General features: G+C 32.4%; 16 protein-coding genes. 4 read left to right on the top strand and 12 right to left on the bottom strand.

From position 1 onward, the window contains the following. Window positions 1-125: 125 nt before the first annotated feature. From rsgA to Z054_RS0113935, 7 genes are all read right to left on the bottom strand, one after another. Complete coding sequence (gene rsgA / locus Z054_RS0113965) at window positions 126-1,076, bottom strand: ribosome small subunit-dependent GTPase A (protein ID WP_024770677.1); 951 nt, start codon at window positions 1,074-1,076, stop codon at window positions 126-128. Window positions 1,077-1,300: 224 nt separating this feature from the next. Further along, window positions 1,301-2,383 carry a bifunctional 3-deoxy-7-phosphoheptulonate synthase/chorismate mutase type II gene (locus Z054_RS0113960; RefSeq protein WP_024770676.1) on the bottom strand — a complete coding sequence of 361 codons (1,083 nt, stop codon included), beginning with the start codon at window positions 2,381-2,383 and terminating at the stop codon, window positions 1,301-1,303. A 221-nt stretch (window positions 2,384-2,604) separates the two neighbouring features. Further along, the gene (locus Z054_RS0113955; RefSeq protein WP_024770675.1) at window positions 2,605-3,453 is read right to left on the bottom strand and encodes a prephenate dehydrogenase; all 849 of its coding nucleotides are present in this window, start codon (window positions 3,451-3,453) and stop codon (window positions 2,605-2,607) included. Next, on the bottom strand, window positions 3,454-4,650 hold the full coding sequence (locus tag Z054_RS0113950; RefSeq protein WP_024770674.1) for a pyridoxal phosphate-dependent aminotransferase: 1,197 nt from the start codon (window positions 4,648-4,650) through the stop codon (window positions 3,454-3,456). Beyond that, the gene (locus Z054_RS0113945; protein ID WP_024770673.1) at window positions 4,647-5,477 is read right to left on the bottom strand and encodes a prephenate dehydratase; all 831 of its coding nucleotides are present in this window, start codon (window positions 5,475-5,477) and stop codon (window positions 4,647-4,649) included. Before Z054_RS0113945 ends, Z054_RS0113950 begins: the two co-directional genes overlap by 4 nt. Window positions 5,478-5,821: 344 nt before the next feature. Next, entirely contained in the window at window positions 5,822-7,009 is a 1,188-nt protein-coding gene (kbl, locus tag Z054_RS0113940) for a glycine C-acetyltransferase (protein WP_024770672.1), read from the bottom strand. Window positions 7,010-7,066: 57 nt separating this feature from the next. Beyond that, window positions 7,067-8,041, bottom strand: coding sequence for an NAD-dependent epimerase/dehydratase family protein (locus tag Z054_RS0113935; RefSeq protein WP_024770671.1), 975 nt, complete (start codon window positions 8,039-8,041; stop codon window positions 7,067-7,069). 192 nt (window positions 8,042-8,233) lie between these two features. On the opposite strand from Z054_RS0113935, the gene Z054_RS0113930 reads away from it, so the two are divergent. Further along, entirely contained in the window at window positions 8,234-8,695 is a 462-nt protein-coding gene (locus tag Z054_RS0113930; protein WP_024770670.1) for an Lrp/AsnC family transcriptional regulator, read from the top strand. Here the strand turns inward: Z054_RS0113930 and Z054_RS0113925 are convergent. Beyond that, window positions 8,678-9,991: a glycoside hydrolase family 1 protein gene (locus Z054_RS0113925; RefSeq protein ID WP_024770669.1), complete on the bottom strand. Its 1,314-nt coding sequence runs from the start codon at window positions 9,989-9,991 to the stop codon at window positions 8,678-8,680. The genes Z054_RS0113930 and Z054_RS0113925 overlap by 18 nt on opposite strands. Before the next feature lie 399 nt (window positions 9,992-10,390). Here Z054_RS0113925 and Z054_RS0113920 point away from each other — a divergent pair, with 399 nt between their 5' ends. The 3 genes from Z054_RS0113920 to gldA all read left to right on the top strand — a co-directional run bounded on the left by Z054_RS0113920 (window position 10,391) and on the right by gldA (window position 13,185). Next, the gene (locus tag Z054_RS0113920; protein ID WP_024770668.1) at window positions 10,391-11,194 is read left to right on the top strand and encodes a fatty acid desaturase family protein; all 804 of its coding nucleotides are present in this window, start codon (window positions 10,391-10,393) and stop codon (window positions 11,192-11,194) included. An 11-nt stretch (window positions 11,195-11,205) separates the two neighbouring features. After that, window positions 11,206-12,138, top strand: a complete 933-nt coding sequence (locus tag Z054_RS0113915) for a hypothetical protein (protein ID WP_024770667.1) — start codon at window positions 11,206-11,208, stop codon at window positions 12,136-12,138. A 147-nt stretch (window positions 12,139-12,285) separates the two neighbouring features. Then, a complete protein-coding gene (gene gldA, locus Z054_RS0113910) occupies window positions 12,286-13,185 on the top strand; it encodes a gliding motility-associated ABC transporter ATP-binding subunit GldA (RefSeq protein WP_024770666.1) in 900 nt (299 codons plus the stop codon). 31 nt (window positions 13,186-13,216) lie between these two features. Here gldA and Z054_RS0113905 read toward each other — a convergent pair whose 3' ends face one another. The 4 genes from Z054_RS0113905 to Z054_RS0113890 form a co-directional block, all read right to left on the bottom strand. Further along, complete coding sequence (locus Z054_RS0113905; RefSeq protein ID WP_024770665.1) at window positions 13,217-13,630, bottom strand: response regulator; 414 nt, start codon at window positions 13,628-13,630, stop codon at window positions 13,217-13,219. Continuing rightward, a complete protein-coding gene (locus tag Z054_RS30250; protein WP_024770664.1) occupies window positions 13,617-16,346 on the bottom strand; it encodes a PAS domain S-box protein in 2,730 nt (909 codons plus the stop codon). The genes Z054_RS0113905 and Z054_RS30250 overlap by 14 nt, the downstream gene beginning before the upstream one ends. A 241-nt stretch (window positions 16,347-16,587) precedes the next feature. Continuing rightward, window positions 16,588-17,406: a head GIN domain-containing protein gene (locus Z054_RS0113895; protein ID WP_024770663.1), complete on the bottom strand. Its 819-nt coding sequence runs from the start codon at window positions 17,404-17,406 to the stop codon at window positions 16,588-16,590. 10 nt (window positions 17,407-17,416) lie between these two features. Then, window positions 17,417-18,517: an acyloxyacyl hydrolase gene (locus Z054_RS0113890; protein WP_035091994.1), complete on the bottom strand. Its 1,101-nt coding sequence runs from the start codon at window positions 18,515-18,517 to the stop codon at window positions 17,417-17,419. Window positions 18,518-18,722: the final 205 nt, after the last annotated feature.

Raw genomic sequence — 18,722 nt, 5'->3', positions numbered from 1 at the left:
ACGGCACAAGTATACAATGTTTGAGTTTCATTTTTCGGAACTGAGAATTTTTTTTTTATTTTCTTATCGACTGATTTTGTACAACTTAGAATTTTAATCTATTTTGCTTCTGTGGATTACAAAAATTATTCGTCGTCGTAATTATTTTTTCTGTAGTGTTCTTCTTCTCCTTCAAGAATTTGCAAATAGCTTTTATATCTCGACCAAGCGATTTCTTCGTTATCCAATGCTTCTTTAACAGCACATTTTGGTTCGTTAATATGTAAACAGTTATTAAACTTGCAATCTGATTTTAACTCAAAAAACTCGGGAAAATAATCCCCCAACTCTTCTTTATCCATATCAACAACTCCAAAACCTTTTATCCCAGGTGTATCGATAATCTTGGCATCAAAATTAAGATCAAACATTTCTGCAAAAGTAGTAGTATGCAATCCTTGTTGATGTTGATCGCTTATTTCTGCTGTTTTTAATGACAAATCTGGAGCAATCGTGTTAACCAAAGTAGATTTTCCTACTCCACTATGACCAGAAAACATACTCACTTTACTTTTCATTATTGCTTTTACTTTGTCTACATTTTTACCTTTCTTAGCAGATATCCCTATACATTCATATCCTATTTTTCGATATATCGCTGCGAGATATTTAATCTCCAGAAGTTCCTCTTCATCATAGGTATCTATTTTATTAAAAAGCAAAACTGCTTTAATACCATATGCTTCTGCTGTAACTAAAAATCGATCTATAAATGTTGTAAATGTTGTAGGATTATTTAAGGTTATTAACAAAAAGACCACATCTACATTTGAAGCAATGATATGTGTCTGTTTCGACAGATTCACTGATTTTCTAATGATGTAATTATGCCTCTCATGAATATATTCGATAACTCCCGTTTCCTGATCGTTATTAGTTTCTAATTTAAAATCTACAAGATCTCCTACAGCCACAGGATTAGTACTTTTGATGCCTTTAATTCTAAATTTTCCTTTTATACGGCATTCGTATACTTTTCCGTTATTAGTTTTTACGGTATACCAACTTCCTGTAGATTTATAAACGGTACCTGTCATAAACACAAAGATGCAAATATTAATATTTGTAGAGGCCTTATTTCTTTTCTTAATTAAAAAGTTTGTACGAAAATTAGTAGAATCTACTATAGAAATATCATTATACTGAAATAGAATTTTTTGACGGTAACGTATAATAAAAAATTATATCATTCAATATCCACTCAAAATAAAACATAAAAACCACTCGTTAGTTTTATAGCGAGTGGTTCTCCTTATATTAATTATCCTTTTACTATTTTTTTCTGATGATTAATAGATTCTTGGTGAATTGCTTTGTAAATACGAAGTATAAATTCTTCACTCAATCCATTTTCTTCTCCTTCAAGGATCATTCTTCCTAGTATTTCGTTCCATCGCTTAGATTGCAAAATAGCAACGTTTTGCTTGGCTTTTGCTTTTCCTATATCATCAGAAATTTTCATTCTTTTTGATAAAACTTCTAACAATTGATTATCTGCTATATCAATCTTAGCACGTAATTCATCAAGTACTTTTTGATACGCTTCATCTTCTCCTATTTCTTTACGAATCTTTAAATCTTTCATGTACTGAACCAATGTTTCTGGTGTAATTTGTTGTTTAGCATCACTCCATGCATTATCAGGATCGTAGTGTGTTTCTACAATAAGTCCGTCAAAGTTAAGATCCAACGCTGTTTGAGACAGGTCAAAAATCAAATCTCTTCTTCCTGCAATGTGAGAAGGGTCTAAGATCAATGGTAAATCCGGGAAACGGTTTTGTAAATCAATCGGAATCTGCCACTCTGGGATGTTACGGTATTTTGTCTTCTCATATGTTGAAAATCCTCTATGAATTACTCCCAGATTTTTAACGTCTGCAGTATAAAAACGTTCTACAGCGCCTAACCAAAGGGATAAATCAGGATTAATCGGATTTTTTATTAAGACCGGATTATCAATTCCTTTACAGGCATCTGCAATATCTTGAACAATAAAAGGAGACACCGTACTTCTTGCTCCTATCCATAAAACATCAACTCCATGTTCTAAAGCTAATTCTACATGATGTGGATTTGCTACCTCTGTAGCAATCTTCATCCCTGTTTCTTCTTTAGCTCTTTGCAACCACTTTAATCCTAAAGCACCTACTCCTTCAAAATTCCCAGGTCTTGTTCTTGGTTTCCAGATTCCTGCCCGTAATACTGTAGCATCAGAATCTTTAAGTTGATGCGCTATTTTTACTACCTGGTCTTCTGTTTCGGCACTACAAGGCCCCCCGATCACCAATGGGTGATCCAGATTGTAATCATCTAGCCAGTTTCTAAGTTCTTTTTTATTCTCCATTTTTATTTTTTATTCTTAATTTATTAAAGTTTGTATTGGTTTTATAGTTTAACCCGGATTATGCATTAGAAAATCTATTACGCCTTAAAAACTACTTCAAAATATACCGTTGCACTACATTTTTCAGTTTAACCGTAGCGATGCTATGCTAAAACAAAGAAAATGTCATATTTTATAGTATTTTCAAGTCTCATAACGAAGTTATAATGCATAGCCCAAGTTTAAGCAATTCCTTTTAAAATTGTCTTTATGTGATTTGTATCTTCCATTTCTCTATATACTGCTAAAAAATCATCGTTTTCAATCAACTCCTTAAATTGAGTAAGATTAGCAATATATTCTTCTAGTGTTTCTATTATATTTTCTTTATTATGCTTAAAAATCGGCGCCCACATAGCGGGTGAACTCTTTGCTAATCGAACAGTAGATGCAAAACCACTGCCAGCCATATCAAAAATATCTCTTTCATTTTTCTCTTTTTCGATCACAGTTTTACCTAACATAAAAGAACTAATATGTGATAAGTGTGAAACGTAGGCAATATGCTTATCATGTGATGAAGGGTCCATATAACGAATTCGCATACCTAATCTGGAAAAAATCTCCATTCCTTTTTCTTGTAATTTAAATGCCGTTTTTTCTACCTCACAGATAATATTTGTTTTTCCTCTATATAAGTTTGCTATTGCTGCTTGTGGTCCAGAAAATTCTGTACCAGCAATTGGATGTACTGCCAGGTAATTCCTTCTTTTGTTATGGTTTTCAACCGCATTACATAACTTCTTCTTGGTCGAACCAGCATCAAAAACTAAACAATTATCATCTATTTTATCCAAAATAGAAGGTAATATCTCAACGGTCGCATCTACAGGTATAGCAACTATAACCACATCTGCTTTATCCAACGTATCCAAACTAGATTTATGATCAATAAGGCCTAATGATAGTGCTTCGTTTAGATTATCATCACTTCTATCAATCCCATAAATCTTAGCTTCATTAAAAGCTGCTTTAATATCTATGGCAAAAGAACCTCCGATTAGCCCTATCCCTACTACAAATACATTCATCTAGTTACAGTTTTGATTTACGGTATCTTTCATCAATGGCAATTCTGTTTTATTAAATCTTCCTATAGCCTCTTTGATATTCTCTTTGGTTACACAAAGTGAAAAACGTATATATCCTTTTCCATTACTTCCGAAAATATCACCAGGAGCGATGAAAATATCATTCTCATATAAGATAGTGTCTATGAATTCTACAGCATCCACTCCTTTTGGTAACTTAGCCCAAACAAACATCCCTTTTGCAGTTTTATCATAACTACAACCCAAAAGATCTACTAATTCCCATATCAAGGTTCTTCTTTCTTTATAGATTGCATTCATTTTATCATACCAACCATTAGAAATGCGTAATGCTGCGATAGCTCCTCTTTGAATTCCCTGAAACATACCGCTATCCATATTGCTTTTTACTTTTAAGATTGCTTCAATTTTATCAGAGCTACCACTAACCATCCCTACACGCCATCCAGCCATATTAAAAGTTTTGCTTAAAGAGTTTAACTCCAGTGTGACTTCTTTTGCTCCTTCTATTGATAAAATACTTGTTGGACTATCGTTTAAGATAAAACTGTATGGATTATCTTTCACCAATAGGATACTATGTTTTTTAGCAAAATCAATCATTTTTTTAAATAGCTTCACATCCCCTGAAGCTCCTGTTGGCATATTTGGATAGTTTATCCACATAATTTTCACCTTACTTAAATCTTTTTTTGAAAGGCTATGAAAATCTGGCTCCCATCCATTATCTTCAATTAAATCATAAAAAATTGGTTTTGCACCTACCAAATTAGTTACTGCGCTATATGTTGGATATCCAGGGTTAGGAACCAACACTTCATCTCCTTCATTAAGATACGCCAGAGAAATATGCATGATTCCTTCTTTGGACCCCATTAAGGGTAAGATTTCGTTTTTAGGGTTTAGGGAAACTTGATATTTTGCACTATAAAAATCTGCAATAGCTTCTCGTAACTCTGGCAACCCTTGATAGCTTTGATATTTATGAGCCCCATCTACAAGTACCGCTTCTTGGATAGCTTGCACTACTTCTTTTGGCGGATCCAGGTCGGGACTCCCAATAGCCATATTTAAAACTGGTTTTCCTGAAGCAACAAGCTCTCTAACCTCTCTCAATTTTTTAGAGAAATAATACTCCTCTACCGTTTCTAATCTTTTTGCTGTTTGAATGCTCATCCATTTTGGTTTTTATATTCACCCAATACTTTTAGTTCTAATGCCATGATTTTTAAGATAGACATTGCTTTAGCATAATCATCATAATCCATAAAGGTTACATCAACAAAAAAAGAATATTTCCAAGGCATACTAATAATAGGTAATGATTGGATTTTAGTTAAATTCAATCCACAATCACTCATTACATTAAGCACTGTAGCTAAACTTCCTTTTTTATGATCTGTTAGAAATTTTAAAGATGCTTTATTGATATCTTTCTTTTCTGAGTTAGACTCTTCTTCTGTATTTAAAATAAAAAACCGAGTACTATTTGATTTTATAGTTTGAATCTCTTTAGCTAAAATATTTAGTTGATAAATATTTGCAGCAGTTTCTCCTGCTACAGCAGCAACTCCTTCTAATTGTTGTTTATGAATTCTTCTTGCAACATCAGCCGTATCTGCATCCTCAATCAATTTTATATGTGGTTGTCCTCTAAAAAACTCTTTACATTGTAGCAAAGCCATTGGATGAGAATATACTTCTTTGACATCTGAAATTTCTTGCCCATCTAAAGCCATTAAACAGTGATGAATTGGTAAAAAATACTCTCCCCTAATCGTAAGATCATGCTCGTCTATATAAGCATAGTTAGGAATAATAGAGCCTGCAATAGAGTTTTCGATTGCCATTACAGCATCTGTACTCTTATTATGCTCTAAACTATGGACCAATTCCTGAAAAGACATACATTCATTTACGTCTATATCTTCGCCGAAATATGCCTGAGCAACGCCGTGATGATATGAACCTTTTATTCCTTGTATAGCAACCTTTTGTTTCATCTTTTAATTTTATTGCAAAAAAAAATCCCGATTTTTCATCGGGATTTTAGTTTTATAAATTTTGCTGATTTATTTACATAACGATCCCGATCTTGCTTTTAAAATAAAAGAAGAAAAAATAGAATCCGTTCCAAGTAAATAAATTGCTCATTATTGTATCATTATTACGTTGCTAAATTAGCTAAAACTATTACGATTCAAAATAATTTTTGATTTTTTTCATAATCACCAGAGTATTATCATCAAATCCTGATGTTTTAATGGGTATTACTGAAATATTTTAAATAAAACCCTAAGTATTCTATGAATCCTCTACTTTTTAAAACACTAACAAACGTTTGTATTTATATCACATTCAGTTCTTTACCCACTTTAGTGAAAGCTTTTACTGCTTTTTCTAAGTGATTACGATCATGAGCAGCTGATAATTGCACTCTAATTCTTGCTTTCCCTTTAGGTACAACCGGATAGAAAAATCCTATAACATAAATTCCTTCTTCAAGTAATTTAGCTGCAAATTCTTGTGCAAGTTTTGCTTCATACAACATTACCGGGACTATAGGGTGATCTCCTGGAATAATATCAAATCCTGCTGCAGTCATTTCTGATCTGAAATATTTCGTATTTTCTTCTAGTTTATCTCGTAGTACTGTAGAAGAACTTAACAGATCTAATACTTTAATCGACGCCCCTACAATTGATGGTGCTACTGTATTAGAGAACAAATAAGGTCTGGATCGTTGTCTTAACATTTCTACAATTTCTTTTCTGGCAGCAGTAAATCCACCTGAAGCACCACCCAAAGCTTTACCGTAGGTTCCCGTAATAATATCTATACGTCCCATTACATCACGATACTCATGTGTCCCACGACCTGTTTTTCCTAAAAAACCAGTTGAATGACATTCGTCTATCATAACCATAGCTTCATATTGATCAGCCAGATCACAGATTTTATCTAATTGGGCAATTGTGCCATCCATAGAAAAGGAACCATCTGTCACAATAAGTACACGTCTGCATCCTTCTGCCGATTTTAATTGCTTTTCTAGATCTACCATATTATTATGTTCGTACCTAAAACGTTTTGCTTTACATAGCCTAACTCCGTCTATAATAGAAGCATGGTTTAACGCATCAGAGATGATAGCATCTTCTGGCCCAAGAATAGGCTCAAACACTCCTCCATTAGCATCAAAAGCAGCTGCATATAAAATACAGTCTTCCATTCCCAAAAATTCAGCAGTTTTATACTCTAATTCTTTATGAATATCTTGAGTTCCACAAATAAATCTCACAGATGACAATCCATACCCATGAGAATCTATGGCTTTTTTACCTGCATCAATTACATCAGGATGTGATGAAAGGCCTAAATAATTATTTGCACAAAAATTTAGCACATTTTTAGTATTTGTCGTATCAATACTGGCTCCTTGTGGGGTGGTAATTATTCTTTCGGATTTATATAATCCTGCTGATATAATCTCATCCAGCTCTTTTTGTAAGTCGTCTTTTATATTTGAAAACATGTTACTTGGTATTTATTCTTTATTGTTATATTTCATTTCATGAAAAGATACATCGCATCAAAGCACTATCGTTTTCTGATTTTTTGATCCTGTTTTATATTTTTCTTTTAGCTTTTGAATCATTGTACTTGTGATTGATTTAAGGTCAAATTCTGGTTTCCATCCCCAATCTTTAATCGCAGCAGAATCGTTTATAGATTTAGGCCAACGTGCAGCAATTTCCTGTCTAAAATCAGGATCATATTTGATTTTAAAATCAGGATATAATTTACGAATTTCTGCCACTACTTCTGCAGGAGAAAAGCTAATTCCTGCAATATTATACGAAGTCCTCATATTGATATCTTCTTTAGGCGCATCCATTAATTCTAAAGTTGCCCGTATGGCATCTTCCATAAAGATCATGGGCAAGGTAGCATCTTCTTTCAAAAAACAACTAAATTCTTCTCCTAGAACTGCTTTGTGATAGATATCTACTGCATAATCTGTAGTACCTCCTCCTGGTAATGATTGGTATCCAATTACACCAGGGTAACGAATTGATCTAACATCAAGCCCATATCTTAAAAAGTAATATTGGGCCCAATTTTCTCCTGCTGCTTTACTGATCCCATATACAGTAGCGGGATCCAAATAAGCATCGTTTGGTGTATTCTCTATAGGTGCTCCTTCACCAAAAACAGCTATAGAGCTCGGAAAAAACACTCTATCAATATTGTGTTGTCTAGAAACTTCGAGTACATTAAATAAAGTTTTCATGTTAATATCCCAAGTTCTTAAGGGTGTTTCTTCTCCTTTGGCAGAAAGAATTGCCGCAAGATGGTATACCTGAGTAACTTTATATTGAACAACTACCTCTTCTATTCTATTTATATCTGTTGCATCGATTATTTCAAAAGAGCCTTCATACCCTTCTCTAGATCTTAAATCAGAAGCAATTACATTAGAGCTTCCAAATTTTTGTTTAAGAGATTCTGTTAATACAGATCCTAATTGACCATTCGCTCCTATTACCAAAATAATCGTTTCCATATGTTCTATTTTCACTTTAAAATTCAAGTACTTAACAGTGTTATTTACTTCGCAAAGTACAAAATGTAACTTTTCCTGCCATGATTACTAAATAATTAAGCAATAATTACTAATTATTATAATAATTTCAGCTATATTTACTTCAACATAAGCTTAAATTCTACTTTTGAAGTAATTTTTTTTTGAATTAAAATGGAACAATTAGATCATACTGACATTACTATACTTAGAATCCTGCAGGAAGATTCTAAAAAAACAGCAAAAGAAATTGCCAAAATCCTTAACATTACTGCTTCTCCTGTATATGAGCGAATACGGCGACTAGAAAAACAAGGATTCATCAAAAAATATGTTGCCATCTTAGATAAAAAATTAATTGATCGTGCTATTACCACAATTTGTCAGGTTTCTATGCGCTATCATAATGAAGCTTTTATAGAAAAATTCGAAAAGCAAATTCAGAATCTACAAGAAGTACAAGAATGTTACCATATGGCAGGGCAGGTAGATTTTGTTTTAAAAATTCACACCAAAAGTTTGGAAGAATATCATGATTTTGTAAAAACAAAGCTTTCAAAAATCGAAAATATTGGTGTCCTAAATAGCACTTTTGTTCTTAAGGAAATTAAGCACACATCAGAGTTTTATATTTGATAAATATTTTTTTAGCCAGAGTGCAGATTTTTTCATTCGGCGTTGCATAGTTTTTCTATCTAAACTTATTATCCCAAACTTAGGAATATATCCTTCTGCCCATTCAAAATTATCCACCAATGTCCAAAGTAAAATTCCTTTGAGATTTATGTTTTTATCCAACATAGTTTCCATCCCTTTAATTACTCTTTGGTAATACTCGATTCTTATCTGGTCATCTTCATTTTCAGATAGTGCCATTCCACATTCAGAAAGCCAAAGTGTTTTTTTAGGATTATATTGAGCAAACCTTTCTAAAAAATACTGCACTCCTTCTGGATATGTTTCCCATCCCATCACCGAAGTTTTTACATTTCTTTTTTCAGGTTTTACCTGGATTGCTCCAAGATATGGAACATACCAAGCTGCTTTTACCACTTCTCTTGCATAGGTTTGAATTCCCCAAAAATCAAAATCCGTTTTTAATGCTTCCATATCTCCTTTTTTATAATATTTGGACATACGTTTTAGAACCGGAAAATCATCATCGGGATATCCTAATCCTAAATGAGGCTCTATAAACAGGCGGTTCATCAATGTATCAATCCTAATAGCTGCATTATGATCAGCAATCTTATTTCTATAGGGTTCTATTTTAGTACAACTTATTGCAGTACCCACCTGAAGTTCTTTTTTTTCCTTCAAAATTTTAAATCCTTCGGCTTGCGCCAATAAAAGATGATGTGTACTCGAAATAAAATTGCGAATTCCTTTCTTACCAGGAGCATGTACACCAAGAAAATAACCTCCTCCTATACATACTATCCCCTCGTTAATCAACACCCAATGCTTTACCCGGTCTGCAAAGTGATCTCTTAGTACAGTTATATATGCTGCATACCAACTAATAATATTCCGATTTGTCCAACCGCCTTTATCTTGTAATTTTTGTGGCAAATCCCAATGATATGTTGTAATCCAAGGTTCTATACCTACTTTTAAACAGTAGTTAACTACCTTATCATAATATTCGATTCCTTTTGGATTTACTACTCCTGTACCTTCTGGAAATATTCTTGACCAGGAAATAGAAAAACGAAATATCTGTAGCCCAATATCAACAGCAAGATCAATATCTTCTTCGAATCTATGATAAAAATCTGTTGCTATTCTGGCATTAGAACGATCTTTGACCCTATACGGTTTTTGAGTAAATGTATCCCAAATAGAAAGACCTTTTCCATCTTTATTATAAGCTCCTTCGGTTTGATGAGCGGCAATTGCAACTCCCCATTTAAGGCTCTTAATTTTGTTCATTACGCCTTAAAATTCTAAAAAATAAAAACATAACATGTCAATGCTTAAACAACCCTTTTTTAAGAAAAAGGGAGACTATAAAAAAAATAATTTGCTGACTTAGACAAACCAGTTTATGAAGAAAATTATGGGCTATTTGTTTTAAATTGATTAGTGACATATTAAAAATCTTATCCTATATAAAGATAACACATCCTTTATCTTCTCATTTTACCCCAACATTATCTTAATGTTAATATCATTTTTTTAAGTTTCTCATACAATAGATATTGAATTATGTACTTTTGAACATTAACTTTTAATGATGAGAAAGCACTTGAAACTATATTTCTATTAAACAAATCGTAGAAGAATTATAGAAATAAAGGCTATCTATACTATAATCTAACCAAAAAACGAATGGAGCAGAAGATAATTCTGCCAAGTATTAAAGTATTAGGCAAGGACTTATTATATTTAACCAAGACGCAAAAGGTCTGGACTATTACCAAGCCATTTCTGTGTTGTTTTGGATATTTTTATTTTGCAGTTAATGAATTATGGATCTTGGCAATCCTATCTGTTATTATATTGATGTTTGTTACTTATGTTTCGACTTCTCACGATCTTGTACATGGGACTTTAAAATTACCTCCTGGTATGAATAGATTTTTCTTATCAATTATTGAAATGCTAACATTAAGAAGCGGTCATGCTTTTAAAGTATCTCATATCAACCACCATCGCAATTTTCCTAAAGAAAACGACATAGAAGGTGCGTCTATACATATGAAACCATACGAATTAGTTCTAGAAAGTGCTATTTATGTATTCAAACTATTTTTCTGGGCACGTAAACACTCAAAGACTAAGGATAAAATTTGGATCAATGTTGAAGGATCTATATTCCTGATATATATAATAATAGCAATACTACTATATCAACACTACCCATTTTTATTATACTATTTTTTATTAGTTCAAATGGGAAGTTGGTTTTACCCATTGTTTACAGTATATATTCCCCATAAAGTAAATTATACGCATCCAATATTTCAAACAAAACTATTTAGAGGTCCAATCATAAGCTTCTTCTTTGCCCATCATAATTATCATTTAGAACACCACTTATATCCCATGGTTCCTCATCAAAACTGGAGAAAACTTGGAAAAAGATTACTACCACATCTTAAAAATTACGATCTCGAAACTATCAAATTATAAAATAAAAATTAATGAAATTATATCGCCTATTTATTAAAAATGGAATTCTTCCTTTTGTTGTTTTGGGCATTATATTATTGTTTATTGGTGTGTTTTTAATAGGCCAATCGATTTCTGGAAGCTTTTTACCACATGATATTGATATTATAGGAATGACAGCAAAACAACTTTCCAATTATAAAAATGGAAAAATTGTGAAATTCATGTTTCATGATCGTGTTTCCTATGGAGGTGCTTTAATTACAGTTGGCATCCTATATCTTTGGTTAGCATTAGTTCCATTACAAAAAAAAGAACCTTGGGCATGGTGGGTTCTTTTTATTTCGGGCATCTATGGTTTTGCAAGTTTTTTCTCTTATTTGGGATATAATTATTTTGACTCATGGCATGCACTAGGAACAATAGCAATAACCCCATTATTTATATTAGGATTATATCATTCTTATCAGAAAGAACGAAAATATCAATTTAATTCTCTTTTAAAAAAACAGAAAAGATTTCATCTAAATTCAAAACTAGGTAGAGGAAACTGTTTAATGTTACTTAGTGCTTTATCGCTTTTTCTGGGAGGTGTAATTATAATGACAGTAGGCATGACTTCTGTTTTTGTTCCTCAAGATCTTGCCTTTATGGATATCAAGGTATGTGGGCTTCAGGATATAAACCCTAACCTTATTCCTGTAATAGCACATGACAGAGCTTCATTTGGCGGTAGTTTGGCTACTATCGGTATTATGTTATATTTTATAATTTGGTATGCTAACCCTTCGAAAATCTTATGGGAAACATTGGCAATTGCAATAACAATAGGATATTCTTCTGCTATTTTAGTTCATTTTGCTATCGGGTATTTAAATTTCTCACATCTATTTCCTGCTTTTTTAGGAGTATTCATTTTTATTACCGGGCTCTTCTGGATAGAAAATGATTGGTCAAAAAAATAATAAATAATCTTTTTACTCACATTAATTAATTTAATGTGAATACTGAATAAAGAAAATTTACGTTAAATTATTTTTTCTAAGTTTCTCATACAATACATATATGAATTATGTATTTTTGGGTATAAACAGATTTCATACTTGCTCTATATGTCAATTTCGGTATCTAATATTTCTAAACTTTATAATGATCAAAAAGCACTTAATGCTATTTCTTTTGCAATAAAACAAGGTGAGATTGTTGGTTTTCTTGGTCCTAACGGGGCGGGTAAATCGACTATGATGAAAATTCTAACGACCTATCTTGATCCCTCTGAGGGCTCTGCCGTTGTTAATAATTTTGATATATACTCTCAAGCTATTGATGTACAAAAAAGCATAGGGTACCTTCCTGAACACAATCCTTTGTATCTGGAAATGTATGTACGAGAGTATTTAGCATTTAATGCTCGAGTATATAAGATTTCAAAATCCAGAATTGAAGAAGTAATCAAACTAACAGGATTAACTCCAGAGGCCAATAAAAAAATCAGTCAACTTTCTAAAGGATATCGCCAGCGAGTTGGTTTGGCATGTGCATTACTTCATGATCCTCAAGTTTTAATACTGGATGAACCTACAACAGGTTTAGACCCCAATCAACTAGTAGAGATTAGAGAATTAATAAAAACAATTGGTAAAGAAAAAACAGTTTTTTTATCTACCCACATAATGCAAGAGGTTGAAGCAATGTGTGATCGGGTCATTATTATTAATAAAGGAGAAATTGTTGCAGACAAATATTTACATGAAATAGCAGACGAGACTGAGCAGATTATCGAAGTCGAGTTTGATTATCGTATAGAAGAAGCCTTTTTACAAAAATTGTCTAATGTAAGTGATGTAAAAAACATTCATGGGTTTGTTTATCAAATTACTTTTGATACTAAAACAGATATGCGTCCAGTAGTTTTTGACTTTGCTCATGACAATAAACTAAAGATACTACAACTATCTCGAAAAAATAAAAACCTGGAAGGTTTGTTTAGAGAACTCACTAATCCTTCTTAAATATAATTCTTACACCTATATTTTAATCCTTTTATTGACAATGGCTTGTCTTTTCTATATCATTTAAAATATCTTTGAGTTTTTCTACAGAAATAGGCTTAACGATGTAATCGCTTACATACTCAAAAGATTTAGCTCTTAGGATATCTTCTGGATCAACAGATGAAGAAACTACATAAATAATTATTTTCTTTGTGCATGGCACTTTTATGAATTCTTCCAAAAACTGTATCCCATCAAGCACTGGCATATTTAAATCCAACAAAATAACGTCTGGTAATTTTTCATTTGCCGAAATAATTGCTTTTAGATTATTTAATGCTTCTTCTCCATTTCGGAAAACCATAAAACCATTGCAAAAATCAACAAGTTCCATTATTTTTTTAATACCAAATACAAAAATTGGGTCATCATCAATAATACAAGCTATATCAATTTTTTTCATGTTTCATATAAATTTTAAAAGTTGTTCCTTTATTTACTGTGCTTTCTACTTCTATTTTACCGCCCATGGCTTCTACCTGGTTCTTGGTAATAAATAGCCCTATACCTCTGGCTTCTTTATTATTATGAAAAGTCTTATACATCCCAAATAGTTTGGCCTGATGTTTTTTCAAATCAATCCCTAATCCATTATCCTTGATATCCAAGATCGCAAATTCACCTTCTATTCTAGTACTTAAATCAATATAACTTTCTCTTTCTTCAGAACTATATTTTATCCCATTAGTTATAAAATTCAATAAAATACTATCCAAGTATGCCGGGATTCCTAAAATATTTATATCTGGTTGTGTATTATTATTTATAGTCACTATAGTCTCTTTTGCAATAGCAGAAACACTTTCTGTCACTTTATTAATTGCCTCATATAAATTCAATCCGACTAAATTCTCATCAACAGAAGAATTCATTAAGACTACTTCATTTAAATGCACTATGGTTTCGGTAAGGTTCTCGGATGCTGTTTTAAAAAGTTGAATAATTTCATTATCCTCAATCTCTGGATTTTCCTGAATAAACAAATCCAGTAACATTTGAAAATTTCCAGAATGTGATTTTAGATTATGTGAAACTATATGTGCAAAATTACGTAGCCTTTTATTTTGATCTTCTGCAACAGTTAACCATAATTTTAAATCTTTTTCTGCTTTTTTGATTTCGCTAATATCTACCGCAACCCCCAAGTATCCAGTAATTTCATTATTCTCTTTTATTGGCGACACTGTTATCTGAACAGGAAAACAAGTCCCGTCTTTTCTTACATGTGTCCATTCTCTGGCATCATATTCTTCTTTCTCCAACAATGCTATAAAATACTCAAAACCTGTTATTTCTCTACCAAGCAACAATGATAGTTCTTTTCCTCTTTTTTCCAATTCTTCCTTTTGAAGAAACCGTGAAGGGAATTCTTTTAATAGTACTTCATCTTTAGTATACCCTAATAAATTTTCTGCTCCTTTATTAAATGTAGTGATCAAACCATTCTTATCTGTACCTATTATAATTACTTGACTTATATCGTCTATTATACTTTTTAGTTCACCAACTGTATTTTGCAGCTTTTGCCTAGCAAGGATTTCATGGCTTATATCTGCGATTTGCGCAATAAAATACGTTGGCTTATCACTTTCTCCTTTAATAACCGAAACCGAAAGATTGATATATACAATATGGCCATCCTTATGAAAGCATCTTTCTTCCATATTGCTATATAATGTTTCTCCTCTAAAAAGTCTTTGAAACAATTTATCACTGATTGCCAAATCATCTGGATGAAGAATATCTTTAAAAGCCAGTTTTGTCAATTCTTTATTAGAATACCCAAGAATCTCACACAATTTATAATTTACTTTTGTAAAATGACCTTTTTGATCCAACATGACCATTCCTATTGCGGCATTTTCAAAATTTCTTCTGAACATTTCTTCGCTAATACGTAAACCAATTTCTGCTTTTTTGGTCCTAGTGATATCTGCAGTATGCATTAAGATACCTCCTATTTTATTTTCATCGGTATACCATGGTCGCAACTCCCACGTAAGCCATTGTAAAGATCCATCTAATCTTTCAAAACGATCTTCTTCACTTTTTAAGACTTCTCCATTAAGACATCTTTTATGATCATCTTTCCATTTTTCTCCTATTTCTGGAAAAACCTCATAATGTGACTTACCAATAATATTATTATCACTAATACTATAATCTTCATACCATTTTTGAGAAACTGCCAAGTAGCACATATTAGTATCGAACATCGCTATTGCACTTGGAGCCTGTTCTATAAATAATTTGCTTTTTTCTAAATCTTTCTTACTCTCAGTGATTTCCTGATGTGAACCAATCATCCATTCTGGGTTTCCTTCTGAGTCCCAGCTCACCACTTTTCCCCGGTCCAGAACCCATATCCACTCTCCATTTTTATGCTTCATTCGAGCTTCACATTCATAAAAAGGTGTTTTTCCTGCAAAATGATCTTGTAACAATTTATTAGATTTTTTTAAATCATCTGGATGTGAAGCTTCTGCCCATGTATTGATAGAAACTGGCTCTAATTCTAAAAGTGTATAGCCCGCTATATTAGCCCACCTCTCATTAAATATGGTTTCTCCTGTTTTTACATTCCACTCCCAAGTCCCTAGGTGCGTACCTTCAATAATATGTTGATAGCGATCTACCTGTCTTTGCAGTTGTACTTCTACTTCTTTTAATTTAGTAATATCGGTATGAGCACCCAGCATTCGTACTGGTTTCCCTTTACTATCACGTATCGCTAATCCTCTACAGTGAATCCATACAGTATGCCCAAATTTATGTTTATATCTTACGATCTGATCATATGGATGTGATGGATCTTTGCAATGTTTTGTAAAATTAAGAAACACCACTTCTAAGTCTTCCTTATTTATAATATCCTGCCATGCAGAAGCATTATGTGGCATCTTTTCTGGATCATACCCCAAAGTCGTCCAAAACTTAGAATTCATCCACTCATTTTCGGGATTATCTAAATCCCAAAACCAAAGCCCATCAAGGCTCGATTTTTGTATAAAATCAAAAATATAATCGTCTTTCTTAATAAGAGCATACAGTTCTTCTTTAAGATAATTTTCTTCTACATTCTCAACATCTTGAGCCTTATCAAACTGATTTTGAATCATTTTTAAATATAAAATTTGGAATAAAACCTTGGTGTCTTATAAAGTTAGACATTAATTTCAATTAAAAAGATTTAAATTCCGCAAACTTTTTATGGTGTTACCTCACATCTCTTTTCGTTAAGTTTTTCCTGAAATCAGCTTGGAGTTGAAGTGATAATTTGAATCAAAATGAAATACCAAAACAGGTATAAAAAGAGATAAGTACTCTATTCATCAATACTAAGGAAGAGTATTGACATCTTTATTGAAATATAAGTTTCCCTATAAAAAACGCCTCTACTTCAACAATTGAAGGTCTGTTAACCGAAATTACATCTCCCGTACTTCGTATCTCTCCTGTAATTGATTGTTGAGGGTTTACTATGATTTTATTGGTTCCTCTATGAAAAACCTGAACATTCTCTGCCACTAAATTAGCTCCTTCAAATCTTCCGGTTCCTGAAAAAAATCCTACTGAAAGATTTTTAACCACTCCAGAGATAGAGAATGAAGCAATGTTATTTCCTACCACACTAATATCTTCACAATCTACATTTAAATTAAATGTCCCTGTTGTAGTTTCGGTATTTTCACCAAAATCTTCGGAAAGTAATGTTAATGAAGTATAGGCTAATATTCCATCAGAAGAAATATCAAATTGTGTCCCACTCCTTATTTCTGTGATATTAGGGGCAGTAACAAAAACCCTAGTTTGATTAAGATCTCTAAAAAAGGCACAATCATTAGTATTGCTAAGCACTAGACGGCTATCTTCGACTATTGCCGAAACTTCGTTTAGCAAGTTATCTCCTGTTTCAATAACTACTGAAGTAGTTGTTCCTTCTTTTATGATAAGTTCTACATTTGGATTCACCAAAATACGTGTAAAATCAGAAACTTCAATTTCTTTTCTAACTATTGTTCCTGTTCTTTGAAAACAATCTGAAGCATTTTCAGAATCACAACCAATTAAAAATAACACAACCCATATCCCTATACATCTTACCGCTATATATTTTAAAAAAGACTTCGACGAATTAAGTCTGGTATTTTGTTTTTCTAAATTTATACTAAGATCCATAGCAGTGCTTTTATAATCTATACCCTATCGAAAACTCCATAGCCTCAGCCTTGGCAGCATGAGATCTAACAGTTAGTGAACTAAATATGTTTTTAGTAAAATAATATTGAACTCCTGCTCTAAGATACGTTTGTCCTTCAAAATCATAAGGATAATACACATAATACCCTATTTGTGTGAGTACCGAAATTCTATTTACTCTTAATTCATGTCCCAGGAACATTCCTACTCGTTTAGCATCTTCATCCCCTGTAGTTCCATCATTAAACCCTCCTCCTGCTGCTCTAAAATCTATATAACGCTCCAAGGTTTTAGAAAAAAACACTTCTGCTCCTAACTGAATGGCACTTTTTTTATTTAATCTCTTATCTACAAAACCTCCAAACGTATAAAAAGGAAATCTTCCTGATCCTACTACATCACTTTCATTAACTCCACTTCTAAAAATAAAACCATAACCTATTGGTTCTCCTCCTTTAAGAGCCCCTTCTTCCTTCTCTATGTAATCTGGAGTTTCCTGATCTAATGCGTAGGTTATTCCTACATTTAAAAATAATGTATTAGTACTTTTATTTGGCGCCTTAGAATTTCCATTAGAATAATGAACAACCCCTAAGCCTGCTTGCAACCCAAAACCCTTAATAAGGTTCTCCTTTTTTGCTTGTAATAAAAAATAAGTTCCGCTGGATAAATGTGTACCATGGGCTACATTTCTATAATTATCATCTTCATCATATGGATTTGTGCTATATCCAATTCCTTGGCCTATCCTAAGATTTAGATACCGTTTTAAGAAATAAAAATTATAATGGACAAACAGACCTAAATGCTTTCCCAAAAACTCATTATCCATATCTTGATATAAAAAAGAAACGCCATAATCAGGATAATTATATAATCGTTGCCATTTTTCATCTCCAAATGTCTTACGCTGAAAGGAAAGAATCACACCAGATGGATGACCTGTGATTAAATGCGAGATATCAGGATTATGTTTTAGGATGGCACCATAAAAGTTATTCACATCCAACGTATAATTAACTTTAGATTCTATCTGAGCATACGTACCAAAATGAACGATAAAGATGAGTAAATAAATCCTTTTTATCATCCGGCAAAAGTATGATAGACCTTCGAGGTTTCCAAACACTGATGGATCTGGTTTTACCCTTGCATTGTTTTCATTAATTAAACCGCTGTAAATCAAATATTTCACCAATAACATAAGCTTAGTAATATTGCTTCAAAAAAGGTTATGAATCTAAGATAACCCTTGTAAAGAGTCCAAAAACCTGTCTTGGATCCCGACTTAAATA

This window comes from Aquimarina macrocephali JAMB N27 (assembly GCF_000520995.1).
Classification (GTDB): domain Bacteria; phylum Bacteroidota; class Bacteroidia; order Flavobacteriales; family Flavobacteriaceae; genus Aquimarina; species Aquimarina macrocephali.
Note: the sequence above shows the minus strand (reverse complement) of the source record. Positions and strands in the feature narration are given on the sequence as shown.

What these genes read in the sequence shown, in the direction of transcription:
- Z054_RS0113890 (WP_035091994.1), bottom strand. Translation starts at nt 18,517, where the DNA reads ATGATAAAAAGGATTTATTTACTCATCTTTATCGTTCATTTTGGTACG.
- Z054_RS30250 (WP_024770664.1), bottom strand. Translation starts at nt 16,346, where the DNA reads ATGATTCAAAATCAGTTTGATAAGGCTCAAGATGTTGAGAATGTAGAA.
- Z054_RS0113930 (WP_024770670.1), top strand. Translation starts at nt 8,234, where the DNA reads ATGGAACAATTAGATCATACTGACATTACTATACTTAGAATCCTGCAG.
- rsgA (WP_024770677.1), bottom strand. Translation starts at nt 1,076, where the DNA reads ATGACAGGTACCGTTTATAAATCTACAGGAAGTTGGTATACCGTAAAA.
- Z054_RS0113960 (WP_024770676.1), bottom strand. Translation starts at nt 2,383, where the DNA reads ATGGAGAATAAAAAAGAACTTAGAAACTGGCTAGATGATTACAATCTG.
- Z054_RS0113950 (WP_024770674.1), bottom strand. Translation starts at nt 4,650, where the DNA reads ATGAGCATTCAAACAGCAAAAAGATTAGAAACGGTAGAGGAGTATTAT.
- Z054_RS0113915 (WP_024770667.1), top strand. Translation starts at nt 11,206, where the DNA reads ATGAAATTATATCGCCTATTTATTAAAAATGGAATTCTTCCTTTTGTT.
- gldA (WP_024770666.1), top strand. Translation starts at nt 12,286, where the DNA reads ATGTCAATTTCGGTATCTAATATTTCTAAACTTTATAATGATCAAAAA.
- Z054_RS0113905 (WP_024770665.1), bottom strand. Translation starts at nt 13,630, where the DNA reads ATGAAAAAAATTGATATAGCTTGTATTATTGATGATGACCCAATTTTT.
- Z054_RS0113935 (WP_024770671.1), bottom strand. Translation starts at nt 8,041, where the DNA reads ATGGAAACGATTATTTTGGTAATAGGAGCGAATGGTCAATTAGGATCT.
- Z054_RS0113955 (WP_024770675.1), bottom strand. Translation starts at nt 3,453, where the DNA reads ATGAATGTATTTGTAGTAGGGATAGGGCTAATCGGAGGTTCTTTTGCC.
- Z054_RS0113925 (WP_024770669.1), bottom strand. Translation starts at nt 9,991, where the DNA reads ATGAACAAAATTAAGAGCCTTAAATGGGGAGTTGCAATTGCCGCTCAT.
- Z054_RS0113895 (WP_024770663.1), bottom strand. Translation starts at nt 17,406, where the DNA reads ATGGATCTTAGTATAAATTTAGAAAAACAAAATACCAGACTTAATTCG.
- Z054_RS0113920 (WP_024770668.1), top strand. Translation starts at nt 10,391, where the DNA reads ATGGAGCAGAAGATAATTCTGCCAAGTATTAAAGTATTAGGCAAGGAC.
- kbl (WP_024770672.1), bottom strand. Translation starts at nt 7,009, where the DNA reads ATGTTTTCAAATATAAAAGACGACTTACAAAAAGAGCTGGATGAGATT.
- Z054_RS0113945 (WP_024770673.1), bottom strand. Translation starts at nt 5,477, where the DNA reads ATGAAACAAAAGGTTGCTATACAAGGAATAAAAGGTTCATATCATCAC.